This window comes from Pseudomonas sp. NPDC090233, from assembly GCF_044772285.1.
Lineage (GTDB): Bacteria > Pseudomonadota > Gammaproteobacteria > Pseudomonadales > Pseudomonadaceae > Aquipseudomonas.
Window position 1 is genome coordinate 143652 of the sequence record NZ_JBIVYQ010000006.1, and the last position, 19794, is coordinate 163445.

The following is a 19794-nucleotide window of genomic DNA, read 5'->3' on the forward strand; positions in this document are numbered from 1 at the left end:
TTCTGTGCCAGCATTGACAATTTTTCATTTTCGGAACTTGTACCTTGGTTCCAGGTCAATGTTGGCAGTGCCCACAAGGCACGAGTCTGGTAAGTCGGAGGTTCTTGAATGACCACATCGTTGCAACCTGCCTATGCCCTGGTACCCGGTGCGAACCTGGAAGCCTATGTGCACACGGTCAACAGCATTCCGCTGCTGACTGTCGAGCAGGAGCGTGATCTGGCCGAGCGTCTCTATTATGAGCAGGATCTTGAGGCCGCTCGGCAAATGGTGATGGCCCACCTGCGTTTCGTTGTGCACATCGCCCGCAGCTATGCAGGCTACGGCCTGGCCCAGGCCGACCTGATCCAGGAAGGCAACGTTGGCCTGATGAAGGCAGTCAAGCGTTTCAACCCGGAAATGGGTGTGCGCCTGGTGTCGTTTGCCGTGCACTGGATCAAGGCTGAAATCCACGAATTCATCCTGCGCAACTGGCGCATCGTCAAAGTGGCCACCACCAAGGCCCAGCGCAAGCTGTTCTTCAACCTGCGCAGCCAGAAGAAGCGCCTGGCCTGGCTGAACAACGACGAAGTACACCGCGTGGCAGAAAGCCTGGGTGTCGAGCCGCGTGAAGTGCGCGAGATGGAAAGCCGCTTGAGCGGTCAGGACATGGCCTTTGACCCGGCTGCCGAAGCGGATGATGACAGCGCCTTCCAGTCGCCTGCGCATTACCTGGAAGACCATCGCTACGACCCAGCCGTGCAACTTGAGGACGCCGACTGGAGCGATAACTCCACCAGCAACCTGCATGAAGCCCTGCAGGGCCTGGACGAGCGTAGCCGCGACATCCTTTACCAGCGCTGGTTAGCCGAGGAGAAAGCGACACTGCATGAGCTGGCGGACAAGTACAGCGTCTCGGCCGAGCGTATTCGTCAGCTGGAGAAGAATGCGATGAACAAGGTCAAGGCATTGATTGCGGTCTGATCGAGTTTTGAATGCATTGAAAAAGCCGCTGGCCCTGAATGGGTGAGCGGCTTTTTTGTTTGTGCTGGCTCTGATCCTCGTGGGAGCGGCTTTAGCCGCGAATAGGCCATCACGGCCGACGCGAAGCATCCAGCTGCATCAGATAGCTCGGCCCACCCAGCTGGCTCATCTGCCGACGAATCCAACCCGCACGGCTGGCCACGTAGGCACTGGGCCGGCTGGCGCTCCATTTGATCGGGCTGGGCAGCACTGCCGCCAGCTGAGCGGCCTGCTGGCGGCTCAGGCGGCTGGCGTCGATGCCGAAGTGGTAGCGCGCCGCAGCCTGGGCGCCAAACACGCCTTTGCCCCACTCGGCGCTGTTCAGGTAGACCTCAAGGATCCGCTCTTTCGACCAGAACAGCTCTATCAGTGCGGTGAACCACGCCTCCAACCCTTTGCGGAACCAGCTGCGCCCCGACCACAGGAACAGGTTCTTGGCGACTTGCTGGGTCAGGGTACTCGCGCCCCGGATGCTGCCACCGCGCTCGTTATAGGCCAGCGCCGCCTGGATGGCCGGGATGTCGAAGCCCCAATGGTTGGCGAACTTCTGGTCCTCACCAGCGATGACCGCCACCTTGAGCTCGTCGGAGATGTTCTCCCACGGTTGCCAGTCGCGCTGCAGGTCGATCGGCTCGCCACTGAACCACGACTGTACCTTGCGCTCGGCCATCAATGCCGTGCCGGGCGGCGGCACCCAGCGGAACACCAGCACCACGACGATGCTGCCGGCAGCGAACCAGAGCAGGGCGCGGGCGAGGCGACGGATAAGGGATGACAGCATGGCGATGGCTTGGCCGGACCGTTGGAACGGGCCATTATACAGACCCGATACAAGGAGTCGTCCCATGCTTCGCAGCTTCCTGATGCTCGCCGCGTTTTTCGGCTTCACCGGTGTCGCCCTTGGCGCCTTCGCCGCCCACGGACTGAAAAACCGCCTGAGCGCCGATTACCTGGCGATCTTTCATACCGGTGTGACTTACCAGTTGGTGCATGCCCTGGCGATTTTCGGCGTGGCGCTGCTCGCCGCTCATTTGCCTGGGCGCCTGGTGGGCTGGGCCGGCGGTCTGTTCGCCCTAGGCATCGTATTGTTCTCCGGTAGCCTGTACCTGCTGACCCTGAGCGGGTTGGGCAAACTCGGCATCATCACCCCCATCGGCGGCCTGTGTTTCCTTGCCGGGTGGCTGTGCCTGGGCCTGGCAGCCTGGCGCCTGGGCTGACCAACCGGTCCACTATCGCGACTAATGGCGTGCACCGGCCTTGGGTTAAGGCGTTGATCGGCGCTAGAATGCGGGCCCGAAAAGCACAATGGTGGCCGTGCGCATGCGCATTCAACTGAACGGTGAGCCTTACGAATTGCCCGCTGGCGAAAGCGTCGCGGCCCTGCTGACCCGTCTGGAACTGGCCGGGCGCCGAGTGGCGGTGGAACTCAACCTGGATATCGTGCCGCGCAGCCAGCACGACAGCACTCAGCTGAACGACGGCGACCAGGTAGAAGTGGTCCACGCCATCGGTGGCGGCTGATTCCCGCCTGGCGATTCACCTGCAAGCCTTGCAACCTTTTCCCGAGGAACTTTGATGAGCAACGTTCGTAGCGACAAGCCCTTTATCCTGGCCGGGCGTACATTCCAGTCGCGCCTGCTGGTCGGCACTGGCAAGTACCGTGACATGGAAGAAACCCGCCTGGCCACCGAGGCCTCGGGTGCCGAAATCGTCACCGTCGCCGTGCGCCGCACCAACCTTGGCCAGAATGCGGGCGAGCCGAACCTGCTCGACGTGCTGTCGCCAGACAAGTACACCATCCTGCCGAACACTGCCGGCTGCTTTGACGCGGTGGAAGCGGTGCGCACCTGCCGCCTGGCCCGCGAACTGCTCGACGGTCGCAAGTCCCACGAAGAAAGGACGCTGGTCAAGCTGGAAGTCCTCGCCGACCAGAAGACCCTGTTCCCGAACGTGATCGAAACCCTCAAGGCCGCTGAAGTGCTGGTCAAGGACGGTTTCGACGTAATGGTCTACACCAGCGACGATCCGATCATTGCCCGTCAGCTGGCCGAAGCCGGCTGCATCGCGGTCATGCCGCTGGCTGGCCTGATCGGCACCGGCCTGGGTATCTGCAATCCGTACAATCTGCAGATCATCCTGGAAGAATCCAAGGTGCCGGTGCTGGTCGATGCCGGCGTGGGTACCGCTTCCGACGCCACCATCGCCATGGAAATGGGCTGTGAAGCCGTGCTGATGAACTCGGCCATCGCCCACGCCCAGCAGCCTGTGCTGATGGCCGAAGCCATGAAACACGCAATCCTCGCTGGGCGCATGGCCTACCTCGCCGGGCGCATGCCGAAGAAACTCTATGCCAGCGCCTCTTCGCCGCTGGATGGTCTGATCAAGTAAGAGCTCCTGATGACTGAATCGCACGATACGCCGAGCACCACCGACGGCGAAGCCCGCCCACACCGCCGCATCAAGAGCTTCGTGATGCGCGCCGGGCGCATGACCGAAGGCCAGCAACGTGGCCTGGACCAAGGCGGCCCGCTGTACATCCTGCCGCTGGCCGACAGCCCGGTGGACTACGACCAGGTGTTCGGCCGCTCGGCGCCGCGCACCCTGGAGATCGGCTTCGGTATGGGCCACTCCCTGCTGGAAATGGCCGCTGCCGCGCCGGAGCAGGACTTCATCGGTGTCGAAGTGCACCGTCCGGGTGTCGGTGCACTGCTCAACGGCGTGTTGACTCAGGGCCTGAAGAACCTGCGGGTGTACGACTGCGATGCTATCGAAGTGCTCAACCGCTGCGTGGCCGACAACAGCCTCGACCGCTTGATGCTGTTCTTCCCTGACCCATGGCACAAGGCGCGTCACCACAAGCGCCGCATCGTGCAGTTGGAGTTTGCCGAGCTGGTACGGCGCAAGCTGAAACCAGGTGGCGTGTTCCACATGGCGACCGACTGGGAGCCGTATGCCGAGTACATGCTGGAAGTGATGAGTGCTGCGCCTGGGTATCGCAACCGTGCTGAAGACGGCACCTATGTGCCGCGCCCGGAAGAACGCCCTATCACCAAGTTCGAACGCCGCGGCGAGCGACTGGGGCATGGGGTGTGGGATCTGAAGTTCGAGAAGATGGATTGATTGGCTGAGACAGCCTCTCGATGCTGGGCTTGTAGAAATGCAGGCGAAAAAAACCGCTCTAAGAAGAGCGGTTTTTTTGTGTGAGCGACAGGACTGAGTATCCTTCGCTCCGGGACTTCACCGAAAACCCCCACACAGTCAGGGGATCATATTCAGCTCAAGGCGGTGGGTCAATGACAAGAAATATCCAGCATCAAGTGTGTCGCAGCGGTTAACAACTTCCAATGGGTGTACCAAGTATCATCGCGCTGCTCCTGTGTGGATGATTTCGGTGATGGGCCGGGTAGGCTAAGAATTCTGCTTTCCGGCCCCTTCGACGCGGCCTGAGAACCGTGCCGGCGAATTGTTCGAAGGGCCATTGACCTGGCCACTTCACTGAAAACTCCTCACACAGTTTTCGAAGGCATCGAAGCGCCGGTTAGATGCTGGAAGATTGGCCCGCCAACACGGAGGCCAAGGCATATGAAGCGTTTGCTTGATGCGCTGAGCCGCGTCTGGAAGCTCATCCGGATCTTGTTTGTACTCAAGTCCGCGAGAGACTTCATGCGTGATCACTTCGACGACTCCCTCTAAGGGATAGCCGAGTGGTAGAGCTGCCCTGGTTTTCCGGGGCAGCTTCTAGGGCATTTACCCCCGCCGGTCGGCCACCACGCCAATCAACACCAGCACCACCAACAACACCGGCGCCAACGCATAGTTGTTGAACTGCCCCAACCCCTTCACCACCCACGGCGTGGCATAGATCAGCGCCGCACCGCTGCCGATCATCACCATCAGGGCCATGAACGGCACCCGTAGCGCACCCGCCAAACCACCAAGGCGTTGCTCGACCCAACCCTTGATGTCGGTGCCGAACAGCACCAGCAGGCAGCCTACCAGGGCCAGGGAAATCTCAGACAGGTTGCTACGGCTCCAGCGGGAAACCGTCGCCAGCAGATCGAGTACCAGATCCATGGGTCATCCTTAGGTCAAGAAATACTGCAGCAGGTCATTGAGGAACAATTGGCCGCGCGGCGTGGCCACCAGTCGATCCGGTTCGACCTGTAAAAGGCCCTTTTGTTCGGCAGCGCGCCTTGCCTCGGCCAGTTGCGCCAGCGGCAGGCCGGTACGTTGGCTGAATAGCTCGGCTTCCACGCCATCGGTCAGGCGCAGAGCATTCATCAGGAATTCGAACGGCAGCTCTTCGACCGGCAGCAGCTTCTCGCCCGCCTTGAACGGCTTGGCCAGGTTCAGGTAGTCCTTGGGCAGCCGGGTTTTCCAGGTGCGTAGGATGCGGCCGTCGGCAAAGGTCAACTTGCCGTGGGCGCCTGCACCGATGCCGATGAAATCACCAAAGCGCCAGTAGTTGAGGTTGTGCCTGGCGGTGCGATCCGACTGGGCATAGGCCGACACTTCGTATTGCTTGAAGCCGTTCGCGGCCATCAGCGCCTGGCCGGCCTCCTGGATGTCCCAGAGGATGTCGTCCTCGGGCAGCTCCGGGGGTTGGTTCCAGAACACCGTATTCGGCTCCACGGTCAGCTGGTACCAGGACAGGTGTGTCGGCCCCAGGTCGATGGCCTGGCGCAGGTCGCCCAGCGCGTCATCCAGCGACTGGTCGGGCAGGCCGTGCATCAGGTCCATGTTGAAGTTGTCGAAGCCGGCCGCACGCGCCATGCCGGCGGCGCGGATCGCCTCGTCGCCGTTGTGGATGCGGCCCAGCGCTTCGAGCTTGGCCGGCTGGAAGCTCTGCACACCGATCGACAGGCGATTGATGCCCGTTTGCCGGTAAGCCTTGAACTTGTCCTGCTCGAACGTTCCGGGGTTGGCTTCGAGGGTGATCTCGATATCCGGGGCGAACGGAATGCGCTGTTCCACACCCCGCAGCAGCCGGCCGAGCGCGTTGGCGCTGAACAGGCTGGGGGTGCCGCCGCCGAAGAAGATCGAGGAAATAGGCCGGCCTTGAACGGCTGCCAGCTCCTGATCGAGGTCGGTCAGCAGGGCATCGACATAGGCTTCTTCCGGCAGTTCAGGCCCGGCAGCGTGGGAATTGAAGTCGCAGTAAGGGCACTTGCGAACGCACCACGGGATATGGATATACAGCGCCAGCGGCGGCAGGCTGGTGAGCTTCACCGCACAGGCTTCGGACAACGTTGCGATCATGCCAGGCCCAGACGTTGACGCAGCAGGGCCATCGCGCGGGCGCGGTGGCTGAGCTGGTTCTTATCCACAGGGGCGAGATCGGCACTGGAGCAGCTGCGCTCAGGCACCCAGAACAACGGGTCGTAGCCAAAACCATGCTCGCCACTGGCTGCGAACAGAATGCGCCCGTGCCACAAGCCTTCGCAGAGGATCGGCAGCGGATCGTCGGCATGCCGCACCAGTGCCAGTACGCAGACAAACTGCGCACCACGCTGGTCTTCCGGAACGTCCTTCAACGCTTCGAGCAGCTTGGCGTTGTTCGCCGCATCCCCCTTGCCGTCGGCATAGCGTGCCGAGTAGATGCCCGGCGCGCCGCCGAGGAAGTCCACGGCCAAGCCAGAATCGTCGGCCAGCGCCGGCAGGCCGGAAATGCGCGCGGCATTGCGCGCCTTGAGGATGGCGTTCTCGACGAACGACAGGCCGGTTTCTTCTGGCTCTACCTGGCTGAACTCACCGATCGAGCGCAGTTGCACGGACTCGCCGAGCATGGCCTGAAGTTCCTTGAGTTTGCCGGCGTTGTGGCTGGCCAATACGAGTTGCTGGAGATTCATCATTCGCCTGGGAACACTTCCTGGTTGAAGCTGAGTTTATGGCTGACCCCGCCGGTTTCGACATTCAGGTCGAAGGTCAACGTCTCGGCCTGTTCGATCTTGAACTGAGCGATGTAGTAAACCGCCCCTTGGTCGGTAATCTGCTTGAACGACAGTGGGTTGCTGCGCCCGGTGAGGTCCTGCACCGTGCCGCTGACCACCGCCATGGCCGGTTTGCCGGCCTTGAGCACGGCAACATTGAGCACCCCCTGGTTCTTGCTGCGGGTCAGCCCCGTGGCGGCAGCAATGTCCGGTTGCAGCATGCTCGAAGTGAAGGCGCTGTAGTGCACCGTCACGTCGCCGAAAACTTCTTTGCGCTCGGGTTTGGCGGCATCGGCAGCCAGTACCGGCAGGGCCAGGCACAGGCTGAACAGGAACAGGGCTAGGCGACGCATGGTGCGATCCTCTGCTGGGCGTCAGACCGCCAGTTGGTGCTCCGCAAGGCCCGGGCTGCTGACGCGATAAATGCCGATTTCACCTAGAAGATTAGGCCAAAGCCGGCCGCCCCACCCATTGCGGTGCAAGTGGTCGACGGCCAGGCGGTCCAGCACCTTGGCGCGGCGTTCATGGCACAGCTCTTCGAAGTCGGCAAAGGTGCAGAAGTGAATGTTCGGCGTGTTGTACCAGGTATACGGCATGAAGTCCGAAACCGGCATGCGGCCTTTGGTCGCCAGGTACCAGCGGCAGCGCCAGTGGCCGAAATTGGGGAAGGTGATGATGCACTGGCGGCCCACCCGCAGCATCTCGTCGAGGATGCGGTCGGGGTACTCAACGGCCTGCAGGGCCTGGGTCATGATCACCACGTCGAAGCTGTTGCTGGCGAAGTTGCCCAGGCCTTTGTCGAGGTCTTGCTCGATGACGTTGACGCCCTTGGCCACGCAGGCGGCGATGTTGTCGGCGTCGATCTCCAGGCCGTAGCCGGTGACCTGCTTGCGATCACGCAGCGAAGCCAGCAGCTCGCCGCTGCCGCAGCCCAGGTCGAGGACCCGGCTGCCGGCGGGAATCCAGTCGTGGATGATTTCCAGATCGGCTCTCATGCTGTCCTCAGATGGCGATGCGGTTCATGTAGTTCGCGAAAGCCTGCATGTAGCGAGGCGTGGGGATCAGGAAGGCATCGTGCCCATAAGGCGAGTCGATCTCCAGATAACAGACGTTCTTGCGTGCGGCCATCAGGGCGTCGACGATTTCGCGCGAGCGGGCCGGCGAGAAGCGCCAGTCGGTGGTGAAGGACATGATGCAGTAGTCTGCGGTGACGTCGGCCAGGGTAGCGGCCAGGTCGCCGCCGTTGGCCGCGGCCGGGTCGAAGTAGTCCAGCGCCTTGGTCATCAGCAGGTAGGTGTTGGCGTCGAAGCGGCCGGAGAATTCCTCGCCCTGATAGCGCAGGTAACTCTCGACCTGGAACTCGACGCTGTGGAAGTCGTAGTTGAGCTTGTCGCTCTTGAGCTCACGGCCGAATTTTTCGCCCATCGAGTCGTCGGACAGGTAGGTAATGTGCCCGACCATGCGCGCCAACATCAGGCCGCGCTTGGGAATCACGCCCTGGTCCTGGAACGAGCCGCCGTGGAACTCGGGGTCGGTGAGGATCGCCTGGCGCGCCACTTCGTTGAACGCGATGTTCTGCGCCGAGAGCTTGGGGGCCGAGGCGATGTCGACGCAATGGCGCACGCGGTCCGGGTAGGTCATGGTCCATTGCAGCGCTTGCATGCCGCCGAGGCTGCCGCCGACGATGGCGGCCCACTGGCCGATGCCCAGCCGATCAGCCAGGCGTGCCTGGCTGTGTACCCAGTCAACCACGGTCAATACCGGGAAATCGGCGCCATAGGGCTTGCCGGTGGCCGGGTTGACGCTACTGGGGCCAGTGCTGCCGTTGCAGCCGCCGAGGTTGTTCAGGCTGACCACGAAGAAGCGGTTGGTATCGATTGGCTTGCCTGGGCCGATGCAGCTGTCCCACCAGCCCGGCTTGCGGTCGGTGGTGGCATGGTAGCCGGCAGCATGGTGATGGCCAGACAAGGCATGGCAGATCAGCACGGCATTGCTCGCGCTGGCGTTCAGGGTGCCATAGGTCTCGTAGACCAGCTCGTAGCTGGCCAGCGAGCGGCCGCAGGCCAGGGCCAGCGGTTCATCGAATTGGGCGGTTTGCGGTGTAACCAGACCGACGGAATCTTCGGGAAGGACAGTGGACATCGACCCTGCTCACGCTTGACGGAGGCGTAAGTCTAAAGAGCGCTACCCCCAGCGGCAAGCAAAGGCTTGCCGCTGGGAACAACCGGGGTCAGATCATCCGCAGCAGCTCAGGCGGCATGCCGGTGTATTGGGCCAGTGGGGGCATAAGGAACGACTGGATCACCTGGATCGCCAGGAAGGCGAAGATCGGCGAGATGTCCATGCCGCCCAGGTTCGGCACGATGCGGCGGAAGGGCGCCAGCACCGGTTCGCTGATCTGGTAGGCCAGTTCCGCTGCGGGGTTGTGGCTGTTAGGTGCCACCCAGGAAACGATCACCATGACGATCATCGCTACCCAGAAGATCTTCAGGAACAGCCCGGTAATGCCGATGATCGCCCACATCAACAGATGCAGGACATCACCGAAGGTGCCGTAGGTGACCATCAGCACGAAGCCCATCAGCAGTGCCTGGATGACCACCGCCAGCAGCAGCGACGAAGTGTCCAGGCCGCCAACGCTGGGGATGATGCGGCGGATAGGCTTGAGCAGTGGCTGGGTGGCGCGTACCGCGAACTGGCACAGCGGGTTGTAGAAATTGGCTTTTACCAGCTGCAGCACGAAGCGCAGCAGGACGATCACCAGGTACAGGCTGACCAGGGTTTGCACCACGAAGATCGTGGCGCCGGACAGTGCATTCATCTGGAACTCCTTATTTACCCAATTGCTCGGCCAGCTCGGCGGAACGCGTCGCCGCAGCTGCCAGTGCTTTCTCGACAATGGCTTCGAAACCGCTGGCCTGGAATGACTTGATCGCCGCTTCGGTGGTGCCGGCGGGCGAGGTGACCCGGCGACGCAGTTCGGCGGCATCGACATCGCTGGCCACGGCCATGTGTGCGGCGCCCAGTGCGGTCTGCAGAGTCAGCTGCGAAGCGGTGTCGCGCGGCAGGCCCAGTTTCTCGCCAGCGACGGTCATGGCTTCGATCAGCAGGAAGAAATACGCAGGGCCGCTGCCGGAAACGGCGGTGACGGCATCGAGCTGTTGCTCCTGTTCCAGCCACAGCGCGGTGCCGACAGCCGACAGCAGCTGCTCGGCCTGCTCGCGCTGTGCGCTGGATACTTCGGCGGTGGCATACAGGCCGCTTACGCCCTGGCGCAGCAGTGCCGGAGTGTTGGGCATGCAGCGCACCACTGGGCGAGCACCGAGCCAGGCCTGCAGGCTGGCACAGGTGATGCCGGCGGCGATGGAAACGATCAGCTGGCCATCCTGCAGATTTGGCCGCAGGGCCTCGCAGACGGCCTTCATCACCTGTGGCTTGACTGCCAGGACGATCACGTCGGCCTCGGCAATGGCCTGAGCGTTGTCTTCGAACACCTCGATACCGTGCTCGGCCTTAACCCGTGCTCGGGTTTCGGCGCCTGGGTCGCTGGCGCGAATCTGCGTGGCGTCCAGGCCCTGGGCGCGCAGGCCGCCGATCAGGCTGGCAGCCATGTTGCCGGCGCCGATGAAGGCAATACGTGTCTTGCTCATGTCAGGTCCTTGAGGGAAAGAGTGAGTAAAGCATGGAATCAGACGGGCCCGTAGTTACGCGCGCCGAACAGGGCGGTGCCGATACGTACCCAGGTCGCGCCTTGCGCAATTGCGGCTTCCAGGTCGTGGCTCATGCCCATGGACAAGGTGTCCAAACCAAGATTCAGGCCCTCCTGCAACTGGCGCAGAGTGGCGAAGGCGGCCTCTTGTTCAGCGCGGTCTTCGCTGGGTTCCGGGATCGCCATCAGCCCACGCAGGCGCAGGTTGGGCAGCGCCGCCACGGCATGGGCCAGCGCGGGCAGGTCGGCTGGGGCACAGCCTGACTTGCTGTCCTCACCGCTGACATTCACCTGCAGGCAGATGTTCAGTGGCGGCAGCCCTTGGGGGCGCTGCTCGGACAAGCGTTGGGCGATTTTCAGGCGGTCCACGGAATGTACCCAGTCGAAATGCTCGGCAATAGCCTTGGTCTTGTTCGACTGAATGGGGCCGATGAAGTGCCAGATCAAGGGCAGGTCGCGCAGTTCGTCCTGTTTGCCCAGGGCTTCCTGCAGGTAGTTCTCGCCGACATCGCGCACACCAGCGGCATGAATCTCGCGGATGGCGCTGGCCGGTTTGGTCTTGCTCACCGCCAGCAACTGAACACTGGCCGGGTCGCGTCCGGCGGCCTGGGCGGCACTGTGGATGCGGGCGGCGAGGGCGGAAAGGTTGTCTGCTATGGTGGACATGGATGAATGCCGTCGGCTCTGGGGTCTGCGGCATTCTACCTGCTTGATGGCTATTGGGGAGTCTCATGGACGTGACCGACCTGTTGGCCCGGGCCAGTGATGCAGGGGCGAGTGACCTGCACCTGGCCGCGGGCGAGATACCGATGCTGCGCGTGGATGGCGAGCTGCGCCGCATGGACCTGCCGAGTGTGTCGCCGGCCGCATTGACCGAATGTATGGCGCCGTTGCTTGACGATACCCAGCGCCAGCAGTGGGCGCTTGGGGACGAGCAGGATCTGGCGTTGGAGCTGCCGTCGCTTGGCCGCTTTAGACTGAATCTGTTTCGTCAGTTGAATGGCCCGGCAGCAAGCTTGCGCTTGATCCCGAAACGTATCGCGACACTGGACGAACTCGACCTCGAAGAAGTGTTTCGAGCTGTTGCGCAGTGTACAGATGGCCTGATTCTGGTCGGCGGACCGACCGGCAGTGGCAAATCCAGCACCTTGGCGACGTTGATCGACCAGCTTAATCGGCAGCGATCTGCGCACATCGTCACGCTTGAAGACCCAGTCGAAATTATCCACTGCAGCCAGCGCAGCCTGGTCAACCAGCGCGAGATCGGTCGACATTGCCGCGACTTTGCTCAAGGGTTGCGCAGTGCCCTTCGCCAAGACCCGGATGTGATCATGATTGGCGAATTACGTGATCTTGAGACGATTCGTCTGGCGCTGCGGGCGGCGGAAACCGGGCATCTGGTGCTGGCGACGGTGCACACGCGCTCGGCTGCGGGCAGCATTGACCGGCTGGTGGAAGTGTTTGCGACCGAGGAAAAGCCGCTGGTGCGGGCAATGTTGGCGGAGTCGCTGCGCATGGTAATCGCACAGGTGCTGGTCAAACGCGTGGGCGGCGGTCGGGTGGCGGCAAGAGAGGTGCTGATGGCGACGCCTGCGGTGCGTAATCTGATTCGCGAGGGGCGCATGGCGCAGCTGTGTTCGGTGATGCAGACCGGGGCGGCGGAAGGGATGCGGACGATGGAGGGGGCGCTGCGGGGGTTGCGGGAAAGGGGGGTGATCGGGCCTTTGTAATTCCTGTACCGGCCTCTTCGCGGGCAAGCTCGCGAAGAGGCCGGTGCGGTCAGCGCTTGGCCAGGGCCAGCTGCTGCTGTTCCTTCGGCAGTACCCGCTTGGCTACAACATAGTGTTTTTGCCAGTAAGGCTTGCTCAGGTTGTCGATGCTCACCCGCTTGCCGCGGCGTGGCGCATGGATGAAGCGGTCGTTGCCCAGGTAGATGGCAACGTGGTTGACCCGGCGGCTCTTGATGTTGAAGAAAATCAGATCGCCTGGCTTGAGGTCACCTTTGGCTACCTTCACGCCGTGGCCCTGGGCCATGGCATTGGAGGTGCGCGGCAGGTCGACATCGGCCACGTCGTTGAACGCGTATTTAACCAGCCCGCTGCAGTCGAACCCTTTTTTAGGGCTGCTGCCGCCCCAAACATAAGGTGTACCGAGCACATTGACGGCGCGGCTGAGCACATCGCTGCTCTGCTTCGGCGACATGGCCGCGACAGGCAGGTTGTGAGCCTTGGCCGAGCTGCTCGAGCGAGCGCGCAGCGTGCTGTGCTTGCTTGGCGCGTGTTTCACCGTGGCATTGGTGGTGTAACCGGTGAAACCATTGGGAAGACGTTGCTCACGGTTGGTGGCGTGGGCGGCCAGGGGCAATAATAGGCAGAGGGTCAGCCATGTCTTGAAAAAAGGCGGCATAGGTGAAGCTCTTGTGAAGTTTTAATTTTGATTTAAGTGTTGGCGCGCAACTTTATAACAGCTTTTTGATCATTTTTTGATCCGTTGGTCGATTGTCATGTTGCCATCCGTCGGCCTTTGGCAAAAAAGTCACATTTTCTTTTAGAAAATTTTTGGATAACCCACAGGGGCTACGAATGAACAGTTATGAACAGGGTGCACCGATTCACGACACCCACAGCAAGGTCATCGGCTATCTGTTGTGGATTTTCGGTTTTACCGGGTCGCACCGCTTCTACTACGGCAAACCAATCACTGGGACCATCTGGTTCTTCACCCTGGGTCTGCTCGGCATCGGCTGGCTGATCGACCTGTTCCTGATCCCGGCGATGGATCGCGAGGCCGACCTGCGCTTCCAATCTGGACGACTCGATTTCAACGTTGCCTGGCTGCTCCTGACCTTTCTGGGTCTCTTCGGCGTGCACCGCCTGTACCAGGGCAAATGGATTACCGCGATCATCTACTTCTTCACTGGCGGGTTGTTCCTGATTGGCGTGCTTTACGACTTCTGGACCTTGAATGGGCAGATTTCCCAAGCCAACGCAGGGCGCCGTTAGGCTACAAAAAAGGCCTTGTCGCGCTGAGCGGCAAGGCCTTTTTCGTTACTGACGGGTCTGTCGCTGCTGCAGCAGCAGGTTACTGAACCCTGCCCCCGCCAGCTGCTTCTGCGCTCCGGTCAGCTGTTCACGGTTGCTGAACGGGCCAACCAGCACGCGGTACCACGTCTCCTCCTTGACCGTACCGGATTCCACCTTCACCGCCTGGCCGAGCAGGATGATCTGCGCGCGCACCTTGTCGGCATCGGCCTGCTTGCGGAACGAGCCGGCCTGAAGGAAGAACTGCGTGGTCGCCGCAGGCTTGATCACCGGTGGCGCCGGCGGTGGCGTCTGCCCCAGCAGTGCGGCCTGAGCCCGTGCGGTGTCGATCTTGGCCGCTTCCGCTGGGGTCACCGGGGTCACCGGCTGCGCAGGCACTGGCGGCGTTTTCTCCGGTACGGCCTCTGGCGGCACGATCACTTCCGACTCCGGCAGCAGGGTGTAGAAGTCGTACTTCGGCTTCACCGGTTGCTGGGTGGCGGCAGGCGTTGATTTACCGGCTTCGGCAACCTTCTCCGGCTTCTGCTGCTCGGGCTTGGTGCGCTTGATGTCGCCACCGCCGGGTTCGAGCTTCATCAGGAAGACGATGAACGCGCCGACGGTCAGGCCGACCGCCAACCACACCCAGCCGGGGATCGGCTGTTTGGCCGGTGCCTGGGTGCGGCTGGCGCCGCGCTTGGGTGCTGGTTTTTTCTTGGCTGCCAACTTACATGCGCTCCAGGGTTTCCAGGCCGAGCAGTTCCAGACCTTGTTTGAGGGTGCGGCCGGTCAGGGCAGCCAGGCGCAGACGGCTCTGCTGCTGTTCCGGAGTTTCGGCGGCGAGGATCGGGCAGTTCTCGTAGAAGCTGGAGAACAGGCCGGCCAGGTCGTACAGATAGGTGCAGAGCACGTGCGGCGTGCCCTTGTCGGCGACGTTGTTGAGGATTTCGCCGAACTGCGCCAGGCGGGCAGCCAGATCCTGTTCGTGGGCAGCCTGCAGGACAATGTTGCCCTCGACCTCGTCGAAGCCCTTGCCCAGCTTGCGGAACACGCCGGCCACGCGGGTGTAGGCGTACAGCAGGTACGGCGCGGTATTGCCTTCGAAGTTGAGCATCAGCTCGAAGTTGAAGCTGTAGTCGCTGGTGCGGTGCTTGGACAGGTCGGCATACTTCACCGCGCCGATACCGACCACTTCAGCGATCTTGCGCAGCTCGTCTTCGGCCAGGCTCGGGTTCTTCTCCTTGACCAGCGCGTAGGCGCGCTCCTTGGCCTCGGTGAGCAGGTCGATCAGCTTCACGGTGCCACCGTCACGGGTCTTGAACGGGCGGCCATCGGCGCCGTTCATGGTGCCGAAGCCCATGTGCTCCATCTGCATCGGGTGGCCGACGAAGCCCGCGCGGCGCGCCACTTCGAACACCTGGTTGAAGTGCAGGGCCTGGCGCTGGTCGACGAAGTACAACGCGCGGTCGGCCTGCAGCACATTGCTGCGGTAGCGCACGGCGGCGAGGTCAGTGGTGGCGTACAGATAGCCGCCATCGGCCTTCTGCACGATCACCGGCAGCGGCTCGCCTTCGCTGTTCTTGAATTCTTCGATGAACACGCACTGCGCACCCTGGTCCTCGACCAGCAGGCCTTTGGCCTTGAGGTCGGCAACCACGTTGGCCAGGTCGGCGTTGTAGGCGCTTTCGCCCATTACATCGGCCATGGTCAGCTTGACGTTGAGCAGCTCGTAGGTCTTCTGGCAGTGCGACAGCGAGATGTCCTTGAAGCGCGTCCACAGCGCCAGGCACTCAGGGTCGCCGGCCTGCAGCTTGACCACCAGGCCGCGGGCGCGGGTGGCGAACTCTTCCGATTCGTCGAAGCGTTTTTTCGCCGCGCGGTAGAAATTTTCCAGGTCCGACAGCTCGTCGCTGGTGATCGGGTTTTCCTGCAGGTAGGCCATCAGCATGCCGAACTGGGTGCCCCAGTCGCCGACGTGGTTCTGGCGGATGACGTTGTCACCGAGGAACTCCAGCACGCGCGCGACGCTATCGCCGATGATGGTCGAGCGCAGGTGGCCGACGTGCATCTCCTTGGCCAGGTTCGGCGCCGACATGTCGATCACGACTTTCTCGCACGGGCCGGCCTTGCGCACGCCCAGGTGATCATCGGCCAGGGCGGCGTCCAGGCGGTTGGCTAGAGCGTCGGTGTTCTGGAAGAAGTTCAGGAAGCCAGGGCCGGCGATCTCGACCTTGCTGATGTCGCTGCTCGATGGCAGGGCGTCGATCAGTTTTTCGGCCAGGTCGCGCGGCTTCATGCCGGCCGGCTTGGCCAACATCATGGCGATGTTGCTGGCGAAGTCGCCGTGGGTCTTGTCCCGGGCGTTTTCCACCTGGATCGCCGGCGACAGCCCTTCAGGCAGCACACCGTCGGCGACGAGTTGGGTGAGGGCTTGCTGGATCAGCTGGCGAATGGTGTCTTTCATGGGGATCTCTTTTCGACCGCTAGCGCGGTGGAGCGCCTGGGTGCGCAGGTGGAAAAACTGGGCATTATCCGTTGCCGGGGCCGGGTTGCCAACCTTTGAGCGTGCAGCTCAATAAAGGTCGACGGGGTCGACATCCAGCGACCAACGTACTTGCCGCCCGCTTGGCATCTGCTCCAACACTAGCAACCAGGCACTGATCAGTCGATGCAAGGGCGCCCGTGTGTTGGCCTGGATCAACAGCTGGGCACGGAAGCGCCCGGCCTTGCGCTCCATCGGAGCGGGCACTGGCCCCAACAGTTCAATACCGGGCAAGCGTTGTTCGGCTACCAGGCGCTCCGCCGCGCTGCAGGCTTCGTCGAGGAAACCTTCGGCTTGCCCTGGTTTGTGCGCCTCGGCACGCAACAGGGCGAGGTGGGAGTAAGGCGGCAGGCCGGCAGCCCGCCGCTCGTCCAGGGCTTGTTCGGCGAACGCGAAGTAGCCTTGCTCGGTCAGTTGCACCAAAAGCGGGTGGTCGGCCAGGTGGGTCTGGATCACGACCTTGCCGGGCTCTTCGGCGCGTCCGGCGCGCCCGGCCACTTGCACGATGAGCTGGGCCATGCGCTCGGTGGCGCGGAAATCGCCAGAGAACAGCCCGCCGTCGGCATCGAGGATGGCGACCAGGGTGACCCGCGGGAAGTGGTGCCCCTTGGCCAGCATCTGGGTGCCGACCAGGATGCTTGGCTGGCCGCGCTGGATGGTGGTGAACAGGTTGTGCATGGCGTCCTTGCGCGCGGTGCTGTCGCGGTCTACGCGCAAGATCGGGTAATCGGGGAACAGCACTTTCAGGCGCTCCTCAGCGCGCTCGGTGCCTGCCCCCACCGCACGCAGGTCGACATGGCTGCACTTCGGGCACTGGTGCGGCAGGCGTTCGTCGTAGCCGCAGTGGTGGCAGCGCAGCACGCCGGAGCGCTGGTGCACGGTCATGCGCGCATCGCAGCGTGGGCACTCCGAGAGCCAGCCGCAGTCGTGGCACAGCAAGGTCGGTGCGAAGCCGCGGCGGTTGAGGAACACCAGCACCTGCTGGCCGGCCTCCAGGGTCTGGCGGATGGCCTGTTGCAGCGGGCCGCTGATGCCGCTGTCCAGCGGCAGGCTCTTTACGTCCAGGCGCATCATCCGTGGCGGGCGTGCGCCACCGGCGCGCTGGTTCATGCGCAGCAGGCGGTAGCGGCCGGTCAGGGCGTTGTGCAGGGTTTCCAGCGAGGGCGTGGCCGAGCCGAGCAGGATCGGGATGTTTTCCTGGTGGGCGCGCACCAGCGCCAGGTCGCGGGCGTGGTAGCGCAGGCCTTCCTGCTGTTTATAGGAGCCGTCGTGCTCTTCGTCGATGATGATCAGGCCGGGGTTCTTCATCGGCGTGAACAGCGCCGAGCGCGTGCCGATGATGATGTCGGCCTCGCCATCGCGCGCCGCCAGCCAGGCGTCGAGGCGTTCGCGGTCATTGACCGCCGAGTGCAGCAGGGCGATACGGGCGTTGAAGCGCTGCTCGAAGCGCGCCAGGGTCTGGGGGCCCAGGTTGATTTCGGGGATCAGCACCAGCGCCTGCTTGCCGGCTTCCAGGGTTTCGCGGATCAGCTGCAGGTAGACCTCGGTCTTGCCGCTGCCGGTAACGCCGGCCAGGAGGAAGGCGTTGAAGCTGTCGAAGCCCTCGCGCACGGCGTCGAAGGCCTCGCGTTGTTCGTCGTTGAGCGGCAGCTCCGGCTGGGCCAGCCAGTGCTCATGGCGTTGCGCTGGCAGATGGCGGCGCGTTTCGAGACGAACCAGGTCCTTGGCCAGCAGCAGGTCGAGGCTGTCCTTGTTCAGGTTGAGCTTGCTCAGCAGGCTGTGGGCAACGCCATGAGGATGCTGGGCCAGGGTCTTGAGCGCGTCGCGTTGGCGTGGTGCGCGGGCGATGCGCGGGTCTTCGAGGCGAGCATCGGGGGCGACGTGCCAGAAGCGCTCCTGGCGCATCTCAGCCGGTTCGCCCTGACGCAGCAGCGTCGGTAACGCCCAGCTCAGGGTGTCGCCGAGGCTGTGCTGATAGTACTGGGCGGTCCACAGGCACAGCTTGAACAATGCTGGCGGCACTGGCGAAACCGGGTCGAGCAGGGCGCTGGCCGGTTTCAGCTTGTCGGCGGGCACCTCGCTGTGGTCGCACACCTCGACCAGCACGCCAATCATCTCGCGGCGGCCGAACGGCACGCGAATGCGCATGCCGGGGGTGAGCACCTGGCGCGCCATGCTCGCCGGTGCCCGGTAGTCGAACAGGCGACGCAGCGGGGAAGGCAGGGCAAGGCGCAGGATGACGTCGGACACGCGGAAAGTCTCGCAGGGCGTTTCAAAGACTGGCGAGCCTAGCAGACGACGGTCGGTGCAAGCGACAACTTGCGTTGATGCCAAGCTCTGGTATTATTCGCCGCCTAATTACGTGCGGTATTCAACAATGGGTGTTGGGTGGCGGCACGCAGCTTGAGGAAGTGACCATGAAAGCCGATATTCATCCGAACTACGAAGCTGTTGCAGTCACCTGCAGCTGCGGCAACAAATTCGAAACCCGTTCGACCCTGGGCAGCACCCTGGCGATCGACGTTTGCAACCTCTGCCACCCGTTCTACACCGGTAAGCAGAAAGTGCTGGACACCGGTGGTCGCGTACAGAAGTTCGCCGATCGCTTCGGTATGTTCGGTACCAAGAAGTAATCATGCGCACGGCGAATCCTTCGGGTTTCGCATTGTTGCTGAAAAAGGCGCCCCTCGTGGGCGCCTTTTTTGTGGGCGCAATCTGGCAAGCCTCGGCCTGGGCATTTTGCCCGCTACCGGACCGGCCGCAGCAGGTGGCGGTGCGTCAGGTGGTCGATGGCGACACGCTGCGCCTGACCGACGGCCGCAGCGTGCGCATGATCGGCATTAACGCGCCGGAAATCGGGCGCAAGGGGCGCACCAGCGAGCCCTATGCCGAAGCTGCCAAGCGGCGCCTGCAGGCCTTGGTCAAAGCCAGTGACGGCCGTGTGGGGCTGGTGCAGGGTGTCGAGGCCAAGGACAAGTACGGGCGCACACTGGCCCATGTTTACGCCCGCAATGGCGACAATCTTGAAGCGCGGTTGCTCAGCGAGGGGTTCGGCTATCGAGTGGCTGTGGCGCCGAATGTGCGCCTGGTGGCCTGCCAGCAAGCGGCCGAGCAGTCGGCGCGCAAGGCACGCGCTGGCCTCTGGCGCAGCACCCCGGTGCTCCGTGCCGGTGAGGTCAGGCAATCAGGCTTCGCGCTGATCGAGGGCAGGATCCAGAGCATTTCACGCAACCGGGGTGGTGTCTGGCTGGAGCTGGAAACCGGTGTAGTGCTGCAGGTTCCCGCTCGTCTGCAACGCAACTTCCCCGCCAGCTTCTTCGATAACCTCAAAGGACGCCAGGTCGAGGCGCGCGGTTGGGTGCTGGATCGTTCCCGCAAGGGTGGGCTGAAACCGGGGCAGCGACGCTGGGTGTTGCCATTGACCGATCCGAGCATGTTGGAGCGCATCTCAGGCTGAAAAGATGTAGACAGTTCGCTATTGGATTGTACACACTGATGGCTCCAATGCCCCCGTGTGTTATAGCGTAAAGTCGTAGGCTAAAGGCCTTGACACAAGTGACCGGCCAGTCTTGTAGCTCCCCGGCTCTTTGC

At 62.8% G+C, this 19794-nt stretch carries 23 protein-coding genes; 9 read left to right on the forward strand and 14 right to left on the reverse strand.

Features of this window, described 5'->3' with window-relative positions:
- Nucleotides 1-108 precede the first annotated feature (108 nt).
- A complete protein-coding gene (gene rpoH / locus ACIQUF_RS17950; RefSeq protein WP_008092958.1) occupies nucleotides 109-963 on the forward strand; it encodes an RNA polymerase sigma factor RpoH in 855 nt (284 codons plus the stop codon).
- A 109-nt stretch (nucleotides 964-1072) separates the two neighbouring features.
- Here the strand turns inward: rpoH and mtgA are convergent, their stop codons facing one another.
- Nucleotides 1073-1783, reverse strand: coding sequence for a monofunctional biosynthetic peptidoglycan transglycosylase (gene mtgA, locus ACIQUF_RS17955; protein ID WP_403133817.1), 711 nt, complete (start codon nucleotides 1781-1783; stop codon nucleotides 1073-1075).
- Nucleotides 1784-1847: 64 nt separating this feature from the next.
- On the opposite strand from mtgA, the gene ACIQUF_RS17960 reads away from it, so the two are divergent.
- The 4 genes from ACIQUF_RS17960 (at nucleotide 1848) to trmB (ending at nucleotide 4122) form a co-directional block, all read left to right on the forward strand.
- Nucleotides 1848-2219, forward strand: coding sequence for a DUF423 domain-containing protein (locus ACIQUF_RS17960; protein WP_403133820.1), 372 nt, complete (start codon nucleotides 1848-1850; stop codon nucleotides 2217-2219).
- 103 nt (nucleotides 2220-2322) lie between these two features.
- Nucleotides 2323-2523: a sulfur carrier protein ThiS gene (thiS, locus tag ACIQUF_RS17965; protein WP_313297868.1), complete on the forward strand. Its 201-nt coding sequence runs from the start codon at nucleotides 2323-2325 to the stop codon at nucleotides 2521-2523.
- A gap of 54 nt (nucleotides 2524-2577) precedes the next feature.
- Nucleotides 2578-3390: a thiazole synthase gene (locus tag ACIQUF_RS17970; RefSeq protein ID WP_400796275.1), complete on the forward strand. Its 813-nt coding sequence runs from the start codon at nucleotides 2578-2580 to the stop codon at nucleotides 3388-3390.
- 9 nt (nucleotides 3391-3399) lie between these two features.
- Nucleotides 3400-4122 carry a tRNA (guanosine(46)-N7)-methyltransferase TrmB gene (trmB, locus tag ACIQUF_RS17975; RefSeq protein WP_403133824.1) on the forward strand — a complete coding sequence of 241 codons (723 nt, stop codon included), beginning with the start codon at nucleotides 3400-3402 and terminating at the stop codon, nucleotides 4120-4122.
- Between the two features lie 627 nt (nucleotides 4123-4749).
- Here the strand turns inward: trmB and ACIQUF_RS17980 are convergent.
- The 9 genes from ACIQUF_RS17980 to ACIQUF_RS18020 all read right to left on the reverse strand — a co-directional run bounded on the left by ACIQUF_RS17980 (nucleotide 4750) and on the right by ACIQUF_RS18020 (nucleotide 11307).
- Nucleotides 4750-5076, reverse strand: coding sequence for a DUF3392 domain-containing protein (locus ACIQUF_RS17980; protein ID WP_403133825.1), 327 nt, complete (start codon nucleotides 5074-5076; stop codon nucleotides 4750-4752).
- 9 nt (nucleotides 5077-5085) lie between these two features.
- Nucleotides 5086-6261: a radical SAM family heme chaperone HemW gene (gene hemW, locus ACIQUF_RS17985; RefSeq protein ID WP_403133827.1), complete on the reverse strand. Its 1176-nt coding sequence runs from the start codon at nucleotides 6259-6261 to the stop codon at nucleotides 5086-5088.
- Nucleotides 6258-6854 carry an RdgB/HAM1 family non-canonical purine NTP pyrophosphatase gene (rdgB, locus tag ACIQUF_RS17990; protein WP_400796285.1) on the reverse strand — a complete coding sequence of 199 codons (597 nt, stop codon included), beginning with the start codon at nucleotides 6852-6854 and terminating at the stop codon, nucleotides 6258-6260. Before rdgB ends, hemW begins: the two co-directional genes overlap by 4 nt.
- The gene (locus tag ACIQUF_RS17995) at nucleotides 6851-7285 is read right to left on the reverse strand and encodes a DUF4426 domain-containing protein (protein WP_403133828.1); all 435 of its coding nucleotides are present in this window, start codon (nucleotides 7283-7285) and stop codon (nucleotides 6851-6853) included. The genes rdgB and ACIQUF_RS17995 overlap by 4 nt, the downstream gene beginning before the upstream one ends.
- 21 nt (nucleotides 7286-7306) lie before the next feature.
- Nucleotides 7307-7927, reverse strand: coding sequence for a methionine biosynthesis protein MetW (metW, locus tag ACIQUF_RS18000; RefSeq protein WP_400796290.1), 621 nt, complete (start codon nucleotides 7925-7927; stop codon nucleotides 7307-7309).
- A 7-nt stretch (nucleotides 7928-7934) separates the two neighbouring features.
- Nucleotides 7935-9074 (reverse strand): homoserine O-acetyltransferase, encoded by a 1140-nt coding sequence (locus tag ACIQUF_RS18005; RefSeq protein ID WP_400796293.1) that lies wholly within the window; start codon nucleotides 9072-9074, stop codon nucleotides 7935-7937.
- A gap of 88 nt (nucleotides 9075-9162) precedes the next feature.
- A complete protein-coding gene (locus ACIQUF_RS18010) occupies nucleotides 9163-9753 on the reverse strand; it encodes a YggT family protein (protein ID WP_403133830.1) in 591 nt (196 codons plus the stop codon).
- 10 nt (nucleotides 9754-9763) lie between these two features.
- The gene (gene proC, locus ACIQUF_RS18015) at nucleotides 9764-10582 is read right to left on the reverse strand and encodes a pyrroline-5-carboxylate reductase (RefSeq protein WP_403133831.1); all 819 of its coding nucleotides are present in this window, start codon (nucleotides 10580-10582) and stop codon (nucleotides 9764-9766) included.
- A gap of 38 nt (nucleotides 10583-10620) precedes the next feature.
- Complete coding sequence (locus tag ACIQUF_RS18020; RefSeq protein ID WP_403133834.1) at nucleotides 10621-11307, reverse strand: YggS family pyridoxal phosphate-dependent enzyme; 687 nt, start codon at nucleotides 11305-11307, stop codon at nucleotides 10621-10623.
- 65 nt (nucleotides 11308-11372) lie between these two features.
- Between ACIQUF_RS18020 and ACIQUF_RS18025 the strand changes: the two genes are divergently transcribed.
- Entirely contained in the window at nucleotides 11373-12371 is a 999-nt protein-coding gene (locus tag ACIQUF_RS18025) for a type IV pilus twitching motility protein PilT (RefSeq protein WP_403133836.1), read from the forward strand.
- Between the two features lie 49 nt (nucleotides 12372-12420).
- Here ACIQUF_RS18025 and ACIQUF_RS18030 read toward each other — a convergent pair whose 3' ends face one another.
- Nucleotides 12421-13047 (reverse strand): C40 family peptidase, encoded by a 627-nt coding sequence (locus ACIQUF_RS18030; RefSeq protein WP_403133838.1) that lies wholly within the window; start codon nucleotides 13045-13047, stop codon nucleotides 12421-12423.
- A gap of 176 nt (nucleotides 13048-13223) precedes the next feature.
- Between ACIQUF_RS18030 and ACIQUF_RS18035 the strand changes: the two genes are divergently transcribed.
- Complete coding sequence (locus ACIQUF_RS18035; protein ID WP_403133840.1) at nucleotides 13224-13643, forward strand: NINE protein; 420 nt, start codon at nucleotides 13224-13226, stop codon at nucleotides 13641-13643.
- A gap of 45 nt (nucleotides 13644-13688) precedes the next feature.
- Here ACIQUF_RS18035 and ACIQUF_RS18040 read toward each other — a convergent pair whose 3' ends face one another.
- From ACIQUF_RS18040 to ACIQUF_RS18050, 3 genes are all read right to left on the reverse strand, one after another.
- Nucleotides 13689-14387: an SPOR domain-containing protein gene (locus ACIQUF_RS18040; RefSeq protein ID WP_403133842.1), complete on the reverse strand. Its 699-nt coding sequence runs from the start codon at nucleotides 14385-14387 to the stop codon at nucleotides 13689-13691.
- Nucleotide 14388: 1 nt separating this feature from the next.
- A complete protein-coding gene (argS, locus tag ACIQUF_RS18045) occupies nucleotides 14389-16125 on the reverse strand; it encodes an arginine--tRNA ligase (RefSeq protein WP_403133843.1) in 1737 nt (578 codons plus the stop codon).
- A gap of 108 nt (nucleotides 16126-16233) precedes the next feature.
- The gene (locus ACIQUF_RS18050) at nucleotides 16234-18453 is read right to left on the reverse strand and encodes a primosomal protein N' (protein WP_403133846.1); all 2220 of its coding nucleotides are present in this window, start codon (nucleotides 18451-18453) and stop codon (nucleotides 16234-16236) included.
- A 167-nt stretch (nucleotides 18454-18620) separates the two neighbouring features.
- On the opposite strand from ACIQUF_RS18050, the gene rpmE reads away from it, so the two are divergent.
- Both rpmE and ACIQUF_RS18060 read left to right on the forward strand, forming a co-directional pair.
- Entirely contained in the window at nucleotides 18621-18836 is a 216-nt protein-coding gene (rpmE, locus tag ACIQUF_RS18055) for a 50S ribosomal protein L31 (protein WP_134691348.1), read from the forward strand.
- A gap of 2 nt (nucleotides 18837-18838) precedes the next feature.
- Nucleotides 18839-19660: a thermonuclease family protein gene (locus ACIQUF_RS18060; RefSeq protein WP_403133848.1), complete on the forward strand. Its 822-nt coding sequence runs from the start codon at nucleotides 18839-18841 to the stop codon at nucleotides 19658-19660.
- The last annotated feature ends 134 nt before the right edge of the window (nucleotides 19661-19794 follow it).